Annotated in this window: 12 protein-coding genes; 10 read left to right on the forward strand and 2 right to left on the reverse strand. The window is 70.9% G+C overall.

The features are described 5' to 3' along the window. The first annotated feature begins 3 nt into the window (after nt 1-3). The gene (locus tag ACFZDK_RS21225) at nt 4-1,539 is read left to right on the forward strand and encodes an alpha-L-fucosidase (RefSeq protein ID WP_390974515.1); all 1,536 of its coding nucleotides are present in this window, start codon (nt 4-6) and stop codon (nt 1,537-1,539) included. Here ACFZDK_RS21225 and ACFZDK_RS21230 read toward each other — a convergent pair. Next, nucleotides 1,536-2,546, reverse strand: coding sequence for a substrate-binding domain-containing protein (locus ACFZDK_RS21230; RefSeq protein WP_390975033.1), 1,011 nt, complete (start codon nt 2,544-2,546; stop codon nt 1,536-1,538). The genes ACFZDK_RS21225 and ACFZDK_RS21230 overlap by 4 nt on opposite strands. A 277-nt stretch (nt 2,547-2,823) precedes the next feature. Here ACFZDK_RS21230 and ACFZDK_RS21235 point away from each other — a divergent pair, with 277 nt between their 5' ends. Genes ACFZDK_RS21235 through ACFZDK_RS21260 form a run of 6 tightly spaced genes read left to right on the forward strand, consistent with a single transcriptional unit; the run spans nt 2,824 to nt 12,176 of the window. After that, nucleotides 2,824-4,116 carry an extracellular solute-binding protein gene (locus ACFZDK_RS21235; RefSeq protein ID WP_390974517.1) on the forward strand — a complete coding sequence of 431 codons (1,293 nt, stop codon included), beginning with the start codon at nt 2,824-2,826 and terminating at the stop codon, nt 4,114-4,116. Between the two features lie 5 nt (nt 4,117-4,121). Further along, nucleotides 4,122-5,009 (forward strand): sugar ABC transporter permease, encoded by an 888-nt coding sequence (locus ACFZDK_RS21240; protein ID WP_359225693.1) that lies wholly within the window; start codon nt 4,122-4,124, stop codon nt 5,007-5,009. Then, entirely contained in the window at nt 5,006-5,857 is an 852-nt protein-coding gene (locus ACFZDK_RS21245) for an ABC transporter permease subunit (protein WP_390974519.1), read from the forward strand. The genes ACFZDK_RS21240 and ACFZDK_RS21245 overlap by 4 nt, the downstream gene beginning before the upstream one ends. 25 nt (nt 5,858-5,882) lie before the next feature. Then, complete coding sequence (locus tag ACFZDK_RS21250; RefSeq protein ID WP_390974521.1) at nt 5,883-7,133, forward strand: glycosyl hydrolase; 1,251 nt, start codon at nt 5,883-5,885, stop codon at nt 7,131-7,133. Further along, entirely contained in the window at nt 7,130-9,136 is a 2,007-nt protein-coding gene (locus ACFZDK_RS21255) for an endo-beta-N-acetylglucosaminidase (RefSeq protein ID WP_390974522.1), read from the forward strand. The genes ACFZDK_RS21250 and ACFZDK_RS21255 overlap by 4 nt, the downstream gene beginning before the upstream one ends. A gap of 28 nt (nt 9,137-9,164) precedes the next feature. Beyond that, nucleotides 9,165-12,176, forward strand: coding sequence for a glycoside hydrolase family 38 C-terminal domain-containing protein (locus ACFZDK_RS21260; protein WP_390974524.1), 3,012 nt, complete (start codon nt 9,165-9,167; stop codon nt 12,174-12,176). Nucleotides 12,177-12,257: 81 nt separating this feature from the next. Here ACFZDK_RS21260 and ACFZDK_RS21265 read toward each other — a convergent pair whose 3' ends face one another. Then, the gene (locus ACFZDK_RS21265) at nt 12,258-12,959 is read right to left on the reverse strand and encodes an FCD domain-containing protein (RefSeq protein ID WP_390974525.1); all 702 of its coding nucleotides are present in this window, start codon (nt 12,957-12,959) and stop codon (nt 12,258-12,260) included. Between the two features lie 163 nt (nt 12,960-13,122). Here ACFZDK_RS21265 and ACFZDK_RS21270 point away from each other — a divergent pair, with 163 nt between their 5' ends. The 3 genes from ACFZDK_RS21270 to ACFZDK_RS21280 are packed head-to-tail and all read left to right on the forward strand — an operon-like array spanning nt 13,123 to nt 16,701. Next, nucleotides 13,123-14,193, forward strand: coding sequence for a substrate-binding domain-containing protein (locus ACFZDK_RS21270; RefSeq protein ID WP_390974526.1), 1,071 nt, complete (start codon nt 13,123-13,125; stop codon nt 14,191-14,193). Next, nucleotides 14,190-15,683, forward strand: a complete 1,494-nt coding sequence (locus tag ACFZDK_RS21275; RefSeq protein WP_390974528.1) for an ATP-binding cassette domain-containing protein — start codon at nt 14,190-14,192, stop codon at nt 15,681-15,683. The genes ACFZDK_RS21270 and ACFZDK_RS21275 overlap by 4 nt, the downstream gene beginning before the upstream one ends. After that, on the forward strand, nt 15,676-16,701 hold the full coding sequence (locus ACFZDK_RS21280; RefSeq protein ID WP_355711111.1) for an ABC transporter permease: 1,026 nt from the start codon (nt 15,676-15,678) through the stop codon (nt 16,699-16,701). The genes ACFZDK_RS21275 and ACFZDK_RS21280 overlap by 8 nt, the downstream gene beginning before the upstream one ends. The last annotated feature ends 40 nt before the right edge of the window (nt 16,702-16,741 follow it).

Consider the following 16,741-nt stretch of genomic DNA (forward strand, 5'->3'; position numbering starts at 1 on the left):
CCCATGGATCTCTCAAGGCGCGTCTTCGTCGCCTCGGCAGCCGCCGTGGCGGTGACGGCCGGCCTTCCGGCCCTCCCCGCCACCGCCGCGGACCCCGACCTCTCCCGTATCCCCGTCGGCCCCGACGACTCCCCGGCCGACCTGGTCCGCAAGGCCTCCCAAGTCCGCCCCACCGCACGGCAGATCACCTGGCAGGCACTGGAGCGCACCGCCTTCCTGCACTTCGGCGTGAACACCTTCACCGGCCTGGAGTGGGGCACCGGCGACGAGGACCCGAACGTGTTCCAGCCGACCGGCCTCGACACCGACCAGTGGGCCCGGGCCCTGCGCGACGGCGGCTTCCGCCTCGCCATCCTCACCGTCAAACACCACGACGGCTTCGTCCTCTACCCCTCGCGCTACACCGACCACACCGTCGCCTCCAGCAGGTGGCTGGGCGGCCACGGCGACGTCCTCCGCTCCTTCGCGGACTCCATGCGCCGGTACGGCCTGAAGGTCGGCGTCTACCTCTCCCCGGCCGACGAGAACCAGTACCTGCACGGCGTGTACGCCAACGGCAGCGCGCGCGGCACGCACACCATCCCGACCCTGGTCGACGGCGACGGCCGAACCCCCGACCGCTCCTTCACCCTCGACGCCACCGACTACGGCGCCCACATGCTCAACACCCTCTACGAGGTCCTCACCGAGTACGGCCCGGTCGACGAGGTCTGGTTCGACGGCGCCCAGGGCCACATCCCGCCGGACAAGGTGGAGAACTACGACTGGGACAGCTGGTACACACTGGTGCGCACCCTCGCTCCGGACGCGTCCATCGCCGTCACCGGCCCCGACGTCCGCTGGGTCGGCAACGAGGGCGGCCTCGCCCGCGAGGACGAGTGGAGTGTCCTCCCGGTCAAGGAGAACCAGTACGGCCGCACGGACTGGGCACTCTCCTACGACACCGCCGACGAGGGCAGCCGGGCGGCCCTGGTCACGGCCCAGCCGAAGACCGACTACCTGCAGTGGTGGCCGGCCGAGTGCGATGTGTCGATCCGGGACGGCTGGTTCTACCACGCCGACCAACAACCCAAATCCGTCGACGAGTTGACCGAGATCTACTTCGGATCCGTCGGCCGCAACGCCGTCCTGCTGCTCAACGTCCCCCCGGACACCGACGGCCGGTTGCACGCCACGGACGTCGTCCGGCTCCGTGAGTTCCGGGAGCGGGTGGACCGGGAACTGCCCGCGGACCTGACGCGGGGCGCGCGACGATCCGTGACTCCGGGCGGGGTGACCGCGGACCTGGGCCGTGAGCAGGAGGTGGACCGCATCCGGCTGGCCGAGGACATCCGGTTCGGGCAGCAGGTGGAGAGCGTCGTGGTGGAGGCGTACACGGCGGGCGCGTGGTCCCCGGTGGCCACGGCCGGCACGATCGGCGCGAGCCGGATCCTGCGGCTGGCGCAGCCGGTACGCGCACGGCGCTGGCGGGTGCGGGTCACCGCGGCGCGGGCGGGAGTGCGGATCGCGGAGTTCGGTTTGTACCGGTCGTCGGTCTAGGGGCGGGCGGCCGGTGCCGTGCTGCCCCGGATCGAGAGACGGGGCACCGGCACCCGCACCGCCCGGGCGGACCCGCCGTCCAGCAGGGACGTCAGTTCGCGGGCGGCTGTGCGGCCGAACTCGGTGCTGTCGCGGGAGAGGGCGGAGAGCCAGGGCTTGACCATGCGGCAGAGGGCGGAGTCCTCCCAGGAGACGACGGAGATGTCGTCGGGGACGGAGTAGCCGAGTTCGGCCGCCGCGGCGACACCGGCGACCGCCATCACGTCGTTGTCGTAGATGAGGGCGGTCGGGGGCGGGGTGGTGCGCAGGACGCGGCGGGTGACGGCGGCGCCCTCGGCGTCGGAGTAGTCGGTGGTGACGGAGCGGACCTCGGACAGGCCCCGGCCCTCGGCCTCGGTGCGCAGGGTGCGGATCCGGCGCTGGGTGTGGGCGAGGCCGGGCAGGCCCGCGATGTGCACGATCCGGCGATGGCCCAGTGCGGTCAGCTCGTCGACCACGGAGGCCATCGCGGCCGCGTCGTCGGCCCAGACCGTGGACAGCCCGGGATGGCGTTCGTCTGGGGCGCCGCCGATCACCACGGCGGGCAGGCCGAGTTTGTCGAGGAGGTCGGGGCGGGGGTCGTCGGCGCGGGGGTCGACCACCAGGATGCCGTCGACGCGGTGCTCGGCCCACCAGCGGCGGTAGACCGCGCACTCGTCGGCCACGTCCTCCGCCATCTGGAAGAGCAGGCCGAGGTGGCGTTCGGCGAGTACTTCCTGGATGCCGGAGACCAGTTGGAGGAAGAAGGAGTCCACGCCGAGGGAGTGCGCGGGGCGGGCGAGGACGAAGCCGACGGTGGCCGCGCCCTCGCCGGACAGGGCGCGGGCGGCCGTGCTGGGCCGCCAGCCGAGCTGCTCGGCCACCCGGTGGACCCGGGCCCGGGTGGTCTCGGAGACCCCGGGGCGGCCGTTGAGCGCGAAGGAGACCGCGCTCTCGGAGACTCCGGCCCGGCGCGCGATGTCCTTCATCGTCGGCCGGCGCGCGGGAGTGCGTTTCTCCGCCAACTCACTTCCTCATTCGATGGGGTCCCTGAACCGCTAATGCGCTTGAGTCCCAACACCCTAAAGCGTATTAGTGATCGGCCGCAATGCGCTGGTAGCACCTTTCTGAACAGGGGTTTTGAGTCACTAATGACTTTAGCTGCGCCGAATCCATTGACGCGGTGCGGAAACGGCGTGCAAGGTCTGGCGCGGCACCTCCGGCCGCCGCCGCAAAGCCGACCCCGCCGCAAAGGAGCAACGGACCATGCGCATCTCCCGCAGAGCCTTCGCCCTCGCCGCTGCCGCCGTCCTCGCCCTGCCGCTGAGCGCCTGCGGCTCCGGGGAGGACGGCGGCGGATCCTCCGACGCCTCGGGCAAGGTCGAGGGCGACATCACGTTCCAGACCTGGAATCTGCGCGCGAACTTCAAGTCGTACTTCGAGGGCGTCATCGCGGACTTCGAGAAGAAGTACCCGGACACCCGGGTGAAGTGGATCGACCAGCCGGCCGAGGGCTACGCCGACAAGATCAGCGCCGACGCGGCCGGCGGCACCCTCCCCGACGTCGTCAACGTCTCCCCGGACCTGGTCGCCCCGCTCGCCAAGGCGGGCCTCGCCCTCGACCTCGACAAGGCCGCGGCCACGTACAAGCCCGAGTATCTGGACGGGGCCTGGGCCAGCCACCGGATACCGGGGATGAGCGGGACGTACGCCTTCCCCTGGTACCTGAACACCGGGCCGCTCTTCTACAACAAGTCCCTGTTCAAGCAGGCCGGCCTCGACCCCGAGCAGCCGCCGAAGACGTACGACGACCTGTTCGCCGACGCACTGAGGATGGCGCGGCAGAGCGACGGCAAGGTGGCCACCCTCGCCAACGTGCCGACGATCGAGGACTTCGGGCGCTACGGCGTGGAGCTGATGAACAAGGCGGGGACCGGGTTCGCCTTCAACGACGCCAAGGGCGTCGAACTGCTCACCAAGTACAAGGAGTTGTACGACGCCAAGGCGCTCGACCCGCAGGCGCTGACCGCGACCCCCGAGTCCTCCGGCAAGAAGTTCCTCACCGGGGCCGTCGCCATGAACCCCGGCAGCGCCCTGGACCTGGACAACTTCAAGAAGCAGGCGCCGACCCTGTACAAGAACATCGGCATCACCGACCAGATCACCAGCACCGGGCACGTCAACATGTACGTGATGGGCGTGATGGTCAACACGAAGACCAAGCACACGCCGGCCGCCGTCGCCTTCGCGCACTTCGTGACGGACGCGCGGAACCAGATGTCCTTCGCCAAGCAGGTCGCCATCTTCCCCAGCACCGCCGGCTCCCTCGACGACCCGTACTTCACCAAGGAGGACGGCACCGACGAGACCCGGGTGCGGATCGCCGCCGCCAAGTCCCTGAAGAACGCGGTCAACTACACGCCGGTGCTGTTCAGCGACCAGATGAAGACCGCGCTGCGCAACGAGGTCGCCAAGGCCTTGCAAGGCAAGGAGAGTCCCAAGGCGGCCCTCGACAACGCTGTCAAGGCCTGCGACACCCTGCTCCAGCAGCAGGGGTGACGCGGATGGCCGGTGTCTCGCGGGTGCGGCGTCAACTGCCCACCAGTCCCTGGTTGTTCGCCGCCCCCGGGCTGCTGGTCGTCGGAGCCTTCGTGCTCTATCCGTTCGTCTCGACGGTCGTGAACTCGTTCACCGATCGCCGCACCCTCATCCCGGGGGAGTTCGTCGGTCTCGCCAACTTCCGCGAGCTGATCCACGACGACATGTTCTGGACCGGGCTGCGCAACAGCACCCTGTACGTCCTCGGGGTGGTGCCCGCCCTCGTCGTGCTGCCGCTGCTGCTCGCCCTGCTGGTGCAGAAGAACATCCCCGGCATCGCCTTCTTCCGGTCGGCGTTCTACACCCCGGTCGTCGCCTCGATCGTGGTGGTCGGGCTCATCTGGGTCTGGCTGCTCGACGAACGCGGGCTGGTCAACTCCCTGCTGGAGACCGTCGGGATCGGCCGGATCGGGTTCCTCAGCGACCAGTGGCTGCTCCTGCTGAGCGCGATGGCGGTCACCGTCTGGAAGGGCCTCGGCTACTACATGATCATCTATCTGGCGGCGCTCGCCAACGTCCCGCGCGAACTGCACGAGGCGGCCGCCGTGGACGGCGCCGGAGCGGTGCGCCGCTTCCTCGCCGTCACCGTGCCCGCCGTACGCTCCACGATGGTCCTGGTCGCCGCGCTCTCCTCGGTCGCCGCCTTCAAGGTGTTCTCCGAGGTGTACCTGATGGCGGGACCGACCGGCGGCCCGGCCGGCGAGGACACCACCCTCGTGATGCTCGTCCAGCGCACCGGCACCGGACTCACCGGCCGGGTCGGCTACGCCTCGGCGCTCTCCGTCGTCGTCTTCGTGGTGACGGTGACCCTGATGCTCCTCGTGCTCCGTGCGGACCGGAGGGAGCGCCCATGAGCGTGACCGACGAGCACGGCCGCCGCGTCCGGGTCGGCGAACTGGTCCTGCGGTACGCGCTGCTCCTGCTCGTCCTCGCGGTCACCGTCGGCCCGTTCCTGTGGCAACTGTCCACCTCGCTCAAGGGCCCGACCGAGGACATCTTCAGCTCGCCGCCCAGCTTCCTGCCCGAGCACCCCACCCTGCACAACTACCAGCGGGTCGCCGACACCATCCCCGTCTGGGACTACGTGCTCAACTCGCTGAAGGTCGCGAGCGCGAGCGTCGTCACCAACTGCGTCGGCTCGGCACTCGCCGGCTACGCCCTGGCCCGGCTGCGCTACCGGGGCCGCCGGATCACCACCCTGGTCTTCATCCTCGCGATGCTCGTGCCGGTGGAGGGCATCATCATCGCCCAGTTCACCACCATGCGCGAACTCGGCCTCAACAACACCCTGGTCGGCGTCGTGCTGCCCGGCTCGGTCGGCGCCATGAACGTGCTGCTGATGCGCAACGCCTTCCTCAACCTGCCCTACGAGATCGAGGAGGCGGCCTACGTCGACGGCGCCAACGTCTGGCAGCGGTTCCTGCGGATCGCGCTGCCGGCCGTCAAGGGCACCGTCGCGGTCGTCGCGATCTTCGCCTTCATGGGCGCCTGGGACGACTTCCTGTGGCCGCTCATCGTGCTCAGCGACCCCTCGAAGTTCACCCTCACCATCGGCCTCAACTACCTGCACGGCACCTTCGCCAACGACGAACGGCTGGTCGCCGCCGGCACCGTGATCGCCGTGGCCCCGCTCATCGCCCTGTTCGCCTGCCTCCAGCGGTACTTCTTCCGCGGGGTCGGCGAAGGCGCCGTCAAAGGCTGAACCCGTTCCCGCAAGGAGACCGCACATGCCTCCTGCCCTGCCGCGCTTCGGCGTCAACTACACCCCCAGCGAAGGGTGGTTCCACCACTGGCTCGACTTCGACCTGGACTCGGTCCGCGCCGACCTCGACTCGATCGCCGCGCTCGGCCTGGACCACATCAGGGTCTTCCCGCTGTGGCCCTACTTCCAGCCCAACCGCACCCTGATCCGCCCGCGCGCCGTGGAACAGCTCCTCGCCCTCGCCGACGCGGCCGCCGAGCGCGGCCTGGACGTCAACGTCGACGGCCTGCAAGGGCACTTGAGCAGCTTCGACTTCCTGCCCGCCTGGACCCGCACCTGGCACCGGCGCAACCTCTTCACCGCCCCGGAGGCCGTGGAGGCGGAGGCCGCCTATCTGCGCACCCTCGCCGCCGCCCTCGCGGACCGGCCCAACTTCATCGGGATGACGGTCGGCAACGAGGTCAACCAGTTCGCCGCCGGCCCGCATCCGGATCCGGACCGGATCACCGAGCAGGAGGCGGAGCGGTGGCTGGTACGGCTGCTCGCCGCCTGCGCCGAGGGCGCCCCGGACAAGCTTCATCTGCACGCCTCCTACGACGCCGCCTGGTACCAGGACGACCAGCCCTTCACCCCCGCCCACTCGGCCCGGCTCGGCGACCTCACCGCCGTGCACTCCTGGGTGTTCAACGGCACCGCCCAGCGCCACGGCCGCACCGCCCTGCAGACCGGCCAGCACGGCGCGTACCTGGTGGAGCTGAGCAAGGCCTGGGCCGACGGGCCGGCCCGGCCCGTGTGGCTCCAGGAGGTGGGCGCGCCCGCGCCGCTGATCCCCGCCGAGCACGCGGCCGCCTTCGCCGAGGCGACGATCACCGCCGTACTGGACTGCCCCGACCTCTGGGGCATCACCTGGTGGTGCTCCCACGACGTCAGCCGCACCCTCGCCGACTTCCCCGAACTCGAATACGGTCTGGGCCTGTTGACCAACGACCGCAAACCCAAGGACATCGCCCACGTCCTCGCGGCGGCCGAGCCCGCCACGGCGACGGCCCGCCGTACGGCTCTCGTCGTACCCGCCGACCCGGCCCGGCGCTCCCGGTGCGCTCCCGGCGGACCCGTCTTCGACGCCTGGTTCCGGCTCGCCGCCGACGGCGCCCGCCCCACCACCGTCCTCGACACCCGCGCGGCCGACCGGGACCATCTCACCGCGCGCGGCATCACCGAAGTCGTCACTCCCGACCAGGTACTCCCCACCCCACAAGGAGGCACCCGCTCGTGAACCCCAGCAGACGCACCGTCCTGATCGCCGCCACCGCGGCGGCCTTTTTACCCACCCCCGCCCTGGCCGCGACCTCGAAGGCCACCGCCGCCGCGAGCGCCACCCCGCCGTACGCCGCCTACTTCTACCCGGACTCCTTCCCCTCCGGCAGTCCCGGGGCCGGGATCACCTGGCGCAGCCTGAAGACCTGGACGGCGGCCGGCGACCCCGACCTCGCCTTCAACGCGGCCTCCGTGCCGCTCGCCGCCCGCTTCACCCCGACCCCGGCCAACACCACCGCACGCTCCGGGCAGGCCCGGGTCCAGTCGCTGGTGTCCTTCGGCCCCACCTCCGGCAACCCCTCGCAGGGTTCGGCCACCGCCGACTACTACGCCCTCACCCACTGGGCGTACCTCGACGAACTGGTCTTCTGGGGCGGCTCGGCCGGGGAAGGGCTGATCCTCGCCCCGAACGCGCCGATCGTCGACGCCGCCCACCGGCACGGGGTGCCCGTCCTCGGCAACATCTTCCTGCCGCCCACCGCCTACGGCGGCCAGCTCCAGTGGACCCGCGACCTGGTCCAGAAGGACTCCGCCGGGCACTATCCCCTTGCGGACCGACTCGTCGCCCTGGCCGCCGCCTACGGCTTCGACGGCTGGTTCGTGAACGCCGAGACCAGCGGCGGCAACACCGCCCTCGGCACCGACATGCTCGGCTTCGTCACCGAGCTCAAGTCGCTCGCGGCGGCCCAGGGGCAGCGCGTGACCTGGTACGACGCGATGACCGTGAACGGCACGGTCAGCTGGCAGGGCGCGCTCGACAGCCAGAACCAGGCCTTCTTCCAGGCCGCCGACGACATGTTCGTGGACTTCCGGTGGAGCACCTCGACCCTCGCCTCCTCGGGTACCAAGGCGGTCCAGCTCGGCCGCAGCCGCTACGAGCTGTGGGCCGGTGTCGACGTCGAGTCCAACGGCTCCAACACCTCCGTGAACTGGGACGCGATGGTGCCCACCGGCTCGGCGCACATCACCTCGATCGGCTTCTACCGCCCCGAGTGGACCCGCAACCACCTCCCCGCGAGCCGCACCCCCGGCGACTTCCACGCCGCCGACGACCGCTTCTGGACCGGCCGGTCACTGGACCCCTCCCGGCCCGACAGCACGGACCCCTGGCGGGCGCCGGCCGTGTCGGTGGCGGACCGGTCGACGGTGTCGGCGGTGCCGTTCGCCAGCGTCTTCAACACGGGCCACGGGCTGCGCTGGTACGAGGACGGGGCGGTCACCTCGGACGCGCCCTGGAACCACCTCGGGCTGCAGGACCGGCTGCCGTCCCGGCGGTGGGCGGTGCGCACGGCGGGCACCAGGCCGACGGTGACCTTCGACTTCTCCGCCGCCTGGCGGGGCGGCAGCAGCGTGCTGGTGAACGGCGCCCTGGACCAGCCCGTGGTCCTGGACCTGTACGCGACCCGGCTGCCGATCTCGGCCGGGACGGTGGTCGAGCTGACGTACCGGACCGACGCCGGCGGTGTGGACGTCGAACTCGCCGTCGCCACCGCCGAGCCGGACAGTGCCGGCGCCGCACCGCCGTACACCTATCTGCCGGTGGACGCGGGCGACGGTTGGTCGACCGCGACCGTCCCTCTCACCGGCCTCTCCGGCACCGTCCACGCCCTCGGCGTCCGCCTCACGGCGAGCGCCGGCCCCGTGCAGTGGCGGCTCGGCGGGATCGCCGTACGGGACGCGGTGAGCACCCCCGGCGCGCCCGCCGCCGCGCAGATCACCGCGGCGAACGGCGGCGACCTCCGCCTCGCCTGGGACGCGGCCCCCGGCGCGGTGCGGCACTACACCCTGCACCGGCTGCTGCCCGATGGCACCCGGCGCTTCCTCGGCGCCACCGGCCAGCGGGCCTCCTACCTCACCGGGCTCCAGCCGGAGCAGGGCGAGGACGCGGCACGGTTCGAAGTGCGCGCGGTAGGGGAGCTGTACACCTCGTCGGACCCCGTGACCGTCGCGCACACCTGGTAACCGGTAACGAACAAACGGAGCACCCCACATGCATGACGACCGCAGCCTGGTCGAAGCCCGCCTGAGGCGCGTCCTCGACGAGCGCATCCGCCCCGCCGTGTACCCCGAGTCCGTGCCGCTCGACGTCGCCGTCTGGCACGCCCCCGGCGAGCCCGTGCCGGTCGCCGAGGGACTCGCGGCCGAGCCCGAGCCGATCGCGGTGGGCGCCCGGTGGGGTGCTCCGTGGGGCACCAGCTGGTTCCGGGTGACCGGAACCGTCCCCGAGAAGTGGGCGGGCCGCACCGTGGAGGCCCTGCTCGATCTCGGGTTCGACGAGAACATGCCCGGCTTCCAGTGCGAGGGCCTGGTCTACCGGCCCGACGGCACCCCGGTGAAGGGCCTCAACCCACGCAACCAGTGGGTCCGCGTCGGCACCCCGGCCGAGGGCGGCGAGGAGGTACGGCTGCACATCGAGGCCGCCTCCAACCCCGTCATCCTCGACTACCACCCCTTCCGGCCCACCGCGCTCGGCGACAAGGACACCGCCGGCCGGGAACCGCAGTACACGCTCACCCGGATGGACCTGGCCGTCTTCGACGATACGGTGTGGAACCTGGTGATCGACCTGGAGGTGCTCGGCGAGCTGATGGCCGAACTGCCGGCCGACGGGGCACGCCGCTTCGAGATCCTGCGCGCGGTCGAACGCGCCCTGGACGCCGTCGACCTGCAGGACGTGGGCGGTACGGCGGCCCGCGCCCGTTCCCTCCTCGCCGACGTCCTCGCCGTGCCCGCCGCACCCTCCGCCCACCGCATCAGCGCCGTCGGCCACGCGCACATCGACTCCGCGTGGCTGTGGCCGCTGCGCGAGACGGTCCGCAAGGTCGCCCGCACCACCGCCAACATGACCGCCCTCATCGAGGACGAGCCCGACTTCGTGTTCGCCATGTCCCAGGCCCAGCAGTGGGCGTGGGTGAAGGAGCACCGGCCCGAGGTGTGGGCGAAGGTGAAGAAGGCGGTCGCGGAAGGGCGGTTCGTGCCGGCCGGCGGGATGTGGGTGGAGTCGGACACCAACATGCCCGGCTCGGAGGCGATGGCCCGTCAGTTCGTGCACGGCAAGCGGTTCTTCCTCGACGAGTTCGGCATCGAGAACGACGAGGCCTGGCTGCCGGACACCTTCGGCTTCGCCGCCGGACTGCCGCAGATCATCCGGGCGGCGGGGTCGACCCGGCTCCTCACCCAGAAGATCTCCTGGTCCCAGACGAACAAGTTCCCGCACCACACCTTCCAGTGGGAGGGCATCGACGGCACCCGGATCTTCACCCACTTCCCGCCCGTCGACACCTACAACTGCTCGATGAAGGGCAGCGAACTCGCCCACGCGGCCCGCAACTTCAAGGACAAGGGCCGGGCCCGGCACTCCCTCGCACCGACCGGGTGGGGCGACGGAGGCGGCGGCACGACCCGCGAGATGGTCGCCAAGGCGGCCCGGGTACGCGACCTGGAGGGCGCGCCGGCCGTGGTCTGGGAGACCCCCGAGGCGTTCTTCGACAAGGCCGAGGCCGAGTACCCGGACGCGCCCGTCTGGGTCGGCGAGCTCTACCTCGAACTCCACCGTGCCACCCTCACCAGCCAGGCGCAGACCAAGCAGGGCAACCGGCGCAGCGAACACCTCCTGCGGGAGGCCGAACTGTGGGCGGCCACCGCCGCCGTACGCACCGGCTTCCCCTACCCCTACGAGGACCTGGACCGCATCTGGAAGACGGTCCTGCTCCACCAGTTCCACGACATCCTGCCCGGCTCGTCGATCGCCTGGGTGCACCGCGAGGCCCGGGCGGCCTACCGGCGGATCGCCGCGGAACTGGACGAGATCATCGGCGCGGCCCAGCGTGCCCTTGCGGGGGAGGGGGACCGGCACCTGGTCTTCAACTCGGCCCCGCACGGCAGGAACGGTGTGCCCGCCGGCGGCGCGGCCGTCGCACAGCCCCCCGGCGGCGTGACCCTCTCGGAACGGCCCGAGGGCGGATACGTCCTTGCCAACGGCCTCCTGCGCGTCGAGATCGACGCCCGCGGCCTGGTCGTGTCCGCCTACGACCTCGACGCCGACCGCGAGACCGTCGCCCCCGGCACGGCCGCCAACCTCCTCCAACTCCACCCGGACTTCCCGAACATGTGGGACGCCTGGGACGTCGACGCCTTCTACCGCAACGCCGTCACCGACCTCACGGACACCGAGGAGCTCACCGCCGACGACCAGGGCGTCCGGATCGTGCGGTCCTTCGGCTCGTCCCGTGTCACCCAGGTGCTGTCGCTGGCGCCCGGCGAACGCCGGCTGCTGATCGACACGGAGGTGGACTGGCACGAGACGGAGAAGTTCCTGAAGCTGGCGTTCCCGCTGGACGTGCACGCCGAACGGTACGCGTCCGAGACCCAGTTCGGGCACTTCCACCGCCCCACCCACACCAACACCTCCTGGGAGGCAGCCAAGTTCGAAGCCTGCAACCACCGCTTCGTCCAGCTGGCCGAACCCGGCTGGGGCGTGGCCATCGTCAACGACTCGACCTACGGCCACGATGTGACGCGCAGCGTCCGCACCGACGGCGACCGATCCACGACGACCACCGTCCGCGTCTCCCTGCTCCGGGCCCCGCGCTTCCCCGACCCGGAGACCGACCAGGGCATCCACCGCTTCCGGCACGCCCTGGTCCCGGGCGCGGGCATCGCGGACGCGGTGCGGGAGGGGTGGCGGATCAACCTGCCGGAGCGCGGACTGACGGGCGGGCAGGACGTGACCCCGCTGGTCACGGTCGACAACGACGCGGTCGTCATCACGGCGGTGAAGCTGGCGGACGACGGCAGCGGCGACGTGGTGGTCCGCTTCCACGAGGCCCACGGAGGCAGGGCAAAGGCGACCCTCACGGCGGGCTTCGGGGTCGCGGAGGTCACGGCGACAGACCTGTTGGAGCGCCCGCTGAACGAACAGATCCAGGACCGGGACGGCAACCGAATCCCGCTGCGACTCCGCCCGTTCGAACTAGTAACGCTCCGCTTGGCGCCCCTTTAGGGGCGCGGGGCCGTGCCCGATATGCGGCTACCGCCGCGTGGGCGCGCTCAGCCCCCACCCACCCGCGGCCGCCACACGGCACTAGGCCCCTATCTGCGCACGCAACCACTCCTCCACCTCACCCACATGCGCCGCCGCCGCAGCCCTCGCCGCCTCCGGATCCCGGGCGACGAGGGCCCGGTGGATCGCCGCATGCTCCCGCCGCGTCCGCGCGAACGCCCCCTCCTCCTGGTACCCGCGCCACACCCGGGCCCGGAACGTCCGAGACGACAGCCCCTCCAGAATCGCGGCCATCGTGTCGTTGCCCGCCGCCCCCGCGATCACCCGGTGGAACGCGAGATCGTGCGCGAGGATCTCCTCGGGATCGTCCGTCGCGTTCATCGCGGCAAGATGCTTCTCCACCTCGGCCAGCTGATCGGCGCCGATCCGCGCGGCGGCCAGCGCCGTCGCCGTCGACTCCAGCACCCGCCGCACCTCCAGCAGTTCCACCAGGCGCGGCCCGCGCGACAGATCGGCGACCACCCCGAACGTCTCCAGCAGGTCACCCGCCTCCAGCTGGGTGACGTAGATGCCGGAGCCGTGCCGGGCCTCCAGCACACCCAGGACCGTCAGCGCGCGGATCGCCTCACGCATGGAGCTGCGGGAGATGCCCAGCTGGGCGGCGAGATCCCGTTCCGTCGGCAGTCGCTGGCCCGGCTCCAGGCGGCCTTCCCCGATCATCGCCTTGATCTGCTCGATGGCGCGCTGCGGCACCGTGCCCTTCTGCGGGGCTGTCTCGTCCACACCGCTCCTCCTGTCGCCGGTGGGCCGCAGTCTAGCCAGCGAGGTGGTCGGACCACTATGGCTCGTTCGGCGGAAAAATCGCGTCCGCAGGGTGTTGAAAGCGCCGAGTGGTCTGATAAGTATGCGGGCATCTGCTCGAACACGCTCGATGAGGAGCTGCCAGATGCCCGGCAGAACACTGAGGAAGCGGAACAGGTACCGGATCACCGGCGCGACGGCCCTGGCGGTCGGTGCCTCGCTGATGCTCGCCGCATGCGGCAGCACCAAGGACACCGGCAGCGGCAGCGCCGGTGGCGGCGGCACCGGCAAGGTCGGGGTGATCCTGCCCCTGCTGACCTCGCCGTTCTGGCAGTCGTACAACGACTACGTGCCGAAGATGGCGAAGTCCGAGGGGGTCGACGCGCTGAAGACGGTCAACTCCAACAGCGACCCCTCGCAGCAGATCACCGACATCAACAACGAGCTCAACCAGGGCGTGAAGGGTCTCGTCGTCGCCCCGCTGGACAGCGCCGCCATCGAGGCCGGCCTCGACCAGGCCGAGCGCAAGGGCGTGCCCGTGGTCGCCGTGGACGTGGCGCCCGACAAGGGCAAGGTCGCCATGGTCGTCCGCGCCGACAACGTCGCCTACGGCGAGAAGGCCTGCGAGTACCTCGGCGCGCACATCACCAGCGGCAAGGTCGTGCAGATCATGGGCGACCTCGCCTCGGTCAACGGCCGGGACCGCTCCGAGGCGTTCCGCGCCTGCGTGAAGAAGAAGTACCCGAAGCTCAAGGTCCTGGAGATCCCCGCCAAGTGGGAGTCCGACACGGCCGCCTCCCAGCTGGGCACCCTGCTCAACGCCAACCCCGACATCAAGGGCATCTACATGCAGGCCGGCGGTGTCTACCTGGCCCCGACCCTGCAGACCCTGAAGTCCAAGGGCATGCTCAAGACGGCCGGGCAGAGCGGGCACATAGTGATCGTCTCCAACGACGGCATTCCGCAGGAGTTCGACGCCATCCGCAAGGGCCAGATCGACGCGACCGTCTCCCAGCCCGCCGACGCCTACGCCAAGTACGGCATGTACTACATCAAGGCGGCGATGGAGGGGAAGACGTTCAAGCCGGGTCCGACCGATCACGACTCCACGATCGTCAAGCTCTCCAGCGGCATCCTTGAGGACCAGCTGCCCGCGCCGCTGGTCACCAAGGACAACGTGGACGACCCGAAGCTCTGGGGCAACACGGTCAAATGATCACGCCACTCGTTGAGGCCCGGGACATCGTCAAGCGGTACGGCCCCACCGTCGCCCTCGCCGACGGCCGGCTCACCGTGCTGCCCGGCGAGTCCCACGCCCTCGTCGGCCGCAACGGCGCCGGCAAGTCCACCCTGGTCAACGTCCTCACCGGCCTGCAGGCCCCGGACGAGGGCACGGTCCGCTTCGACGGCGAACCCGCGCCCGCGCTCGCCGACCGGGACGCCTGGCGGCGCAAGGTCGCCTGCGTCTACCAGAAGCCCACGGTCGTCCCGGAACTCACGGTCGCCGAGAACCTGTTCATCAACCGGCAGCCGCTGCACCGCGGGTTCATCAGCTGGCGGCGACTCCACAGGGAAGCCGCCGCGCTGCTCGACACCTGGGACGTGCGCGTCGACCCCGAGGCCCGCACCGCCGACCTCAAGGTCGAGGACCGGCAGATGGTCGAGATCGCCCGGGCGCTGAGCTTCGGCGCCCGGTTCATCGTCCTCGACGAACCGACGGCCCAGCTCGACAACCGGGAGATCGAGCGGCTGTTCGGCCGGATGCGGGCGCTGCAGGACTCGGGCGTGACCTTCCTGTTCATCTCGCACCACCTCCAGGAGGTCTACGAGGTCTGCCAGACCGTCACCGTCCTCCGCGACGCCCGCTGGATCACCACCGCTCCCGTCGCCGACCTGCCCAGGGCCGCCCTGGTGGAGGCGATGGCGGGGGAGGCGGTGACCGGACAGGAACAGCGGGCGCGGGACGTGGTGCCCACCGGGGCGCCCGTCGTCCTCAGCACCAGCGGGCTCACGTCGGAGTCGTACGAGGGCATCGATCTCACCGTCCGCAGCGGCGAGGTCGTCGGCCTGGCCGGCACCAGCGGCAGCGGCAAGATCGAACTCGCCGAGACCATCGCCGGGTTGCGCACCCCGACCGGCGGGACCGCGCGACTGCAGGAGAAGCAGCTGCCGTTCGGCGACGTGCGGGCCGCGCTGAGGGCCGGTGTCGGCTTCGTGCCCCGCGACCGGCACGACCAGGGCCTGGTCCCCGGCATGAGCATCGGCGACAACGCCACCATGACCGTGCTCGACCGGCTGGGCCGGCACGGGTTCGTCGGCACCGACCGCAAGCGCGGGTTCGCCACCGGGCTGATCGAACGCCTCGACATCCACGCCGAGGGCCCCGAACAGCCCGTCTCCGACCTGTCCGGCGGCAACGCGCAGAAGGTCGTCATGGCCCGCGCCCTCGCCTCCGACCCCCGGCTGCTCGTCCTGGTCAACCCCACCGCGGGTGTGGACGTGAAGTCCAAGGAGTCGCTGCTGGCCCGGGTGGACAGCGCCCGTGAGGACGGCACCGCCGTGCTGGTCGTCTCCGACGAACTCGACGACCTGCGGCGCTGCGACCGCGTCCTCGTCCTCTTCCACGGCCGGATCGTCGCCGAACACCCGGCCGGCTGGCACGACCACGAGCTGATCGCCTCCATAGAAGGAGTGGACCATGGCTGAGACCAAGGCTCCGCCGCTCACCCCGGTGCGCTCCCCGGACCCGCGCGCGGCCCGTACCGTCCTGCTGCGCCGGGCCCGTGAACTCGCCCTCGTCCCCGCCCTGTTGCTGCTGATGGTGCTCGGTGCGGTGGTCAACGACTCGTTCCTCACCGAGCGCAACCTGATCTCCATCCTCGGTGCCTCCGCGGCCCTCGCGATGGTGGTGCTCGCCGAGTCGCTGGTGCTGATCACCGGCAAGTTCGACCTCTCCCTGGAGTCGGTCGTCGGCATCGCGCCCGCCGTCGGCGCCCTGCTCGTGCTGCCCTCCGCGGAGTCCGGCTGGGGCACGGAGTTCCCGGCGCCCCTCGCCCTGCTGGCGATCCTGGTGGTCGGCGCGGCCGTCGGTGCCTTCAACGGCATCCTGGTCGTGAAGTTCAAGCTCAACGCGTTCATCGTGACGCTGGCGATGCTGATCGTGCTGCGCGGTGTGCTGGTCGGCGCCACCAAGGGCAAGACGCTGTTCGGGATGCCCGACAGCTTCTTCACCCTGGCCACCACCACCTTCCTCAACGTCCCGATGTCGGTGTGGCTGGCCGCGGTCGCCTTCGCGGTCACCGGGCTCGTCCTGAGGTACCACCGCGTCGGCCGCGCCCTCTACGCCATCGGCGGCAACGCCGACGCGGCCCGCGCCGCCGGCATCCGCGTCGACCGGGTGATGCTCGGGGTGTTCGTGGTGGCCGGGGTACTGGCCTCGGTCGGCGGCATCATGCAGACCGGGTACGTGGGCGCGATCAGCGCCAACCAGGGCAACAACATGATCTTCACGGTGTTCGCGGCGGCGGTGATCGGCGGCATCAGCCTGGACGGCGGCAAGGGCACCATGTTCGGCGCCCTGACCGGCGTACTCCTCCTGGGTGTCGTACAGAACCTGCTCACCCTGGCGCAGGTCCCGTCGTTCTGGATCCAGGCCATCTACGGCGGCATCATCCTGGTCGCCCTCATGATCGCCCGTGTCACCACGGGACGGGCGCAGGACTGATCCCCCGCGCCCCGAACTCCCCCCGACGGAAAGGCAGTCC

The sequence above is a fragment of the Streptomyces sp. NPDC007901 genome (assembly GCF_042959465.1).
Taxonomy (GTDB): Bacteria; Actinomycetota; Actinomycetes; order Streptomycetales; family Streptomycetaceae; genus Streptomyces.

Excerpts from the sequence above, each read along its gene's own strand:
- ACFZDK_RS21225 (WP_390974515.1), top strand. The coding sequence starts at position 4 with ATGGATCTCTCAAGGCGCGTCTTCGTCGCCTCGGCAGCCGCCGTGGCG.
- ACFZDK_RS21230 (WP_390975033.1), bottom strand. The coding sequence starts at position 2,546 with ATGAAGGACATCGCGCGCCGGGCCGGAGTCTCCGAGAGCGCGGTCTCC.
- ACFZDK_RS21235 (WP_390974517.1), top strand. The coding sequence starts at position 2,824 with ATGCGCATCTCCCGCAGAGCCTTCGCCCTCGCCGCTGCCGCCGTCCTC.
- ACFZDK_RS21240 (WP_359225693.1), top strand. The coding sequence starts at position 4,122 with ATGGCCGGTGTCTCGCGGGTGCGGCGTCAACTGCCCACCAGTCCCTGG.
- ACFZDK_RS21245 (WP_390974519.1), top strand. The coding sequence starts at position 5,006 with ATGAGCGTGACCGACGAGCACGGCCGCCGCGTCCGGGTCGGCGAACTG.
- ACFZDK_RS21250 (WP_390974521.1), top strand. The coding sequence starts at position 5,883 with ATGCCTCCTGCCCTGCCGCGCTTCGGCGTCAACTACACCCCCAGCGAA.
- ACFZDK_RS21260 (WP_390974524.1), top strand. The coding sequence starts at position 9,165 with ATGCATGACGACCGCAGCCTGGTCGAAGCCCGCCTGAGGCGCGTCCTC.
- ACFZDK_RS21270 (WP_390974526.1), top strand. The coding sequence starts at position 13,123 with ATGCCCGGCAGAACACTGAGGAAGCGGAACAGGTACCGGATCACCGGC.
- ACFZDK_RS21275 (WP_390974528.1), top strand. The coding sequence starts at position 14,190 with ATGATCACGCCACTCGTTGAGGCCCGGGACATCGTCAAGCGGTACGGC.
- ACFZDK_RS21280 (WP_355711111.1), top strand. The coding sequence starts at position 15,676 with ATGGCTGAGACCAAGGCTCCGCCGCTCACCCCGGTGCGCTCCCCGGAC.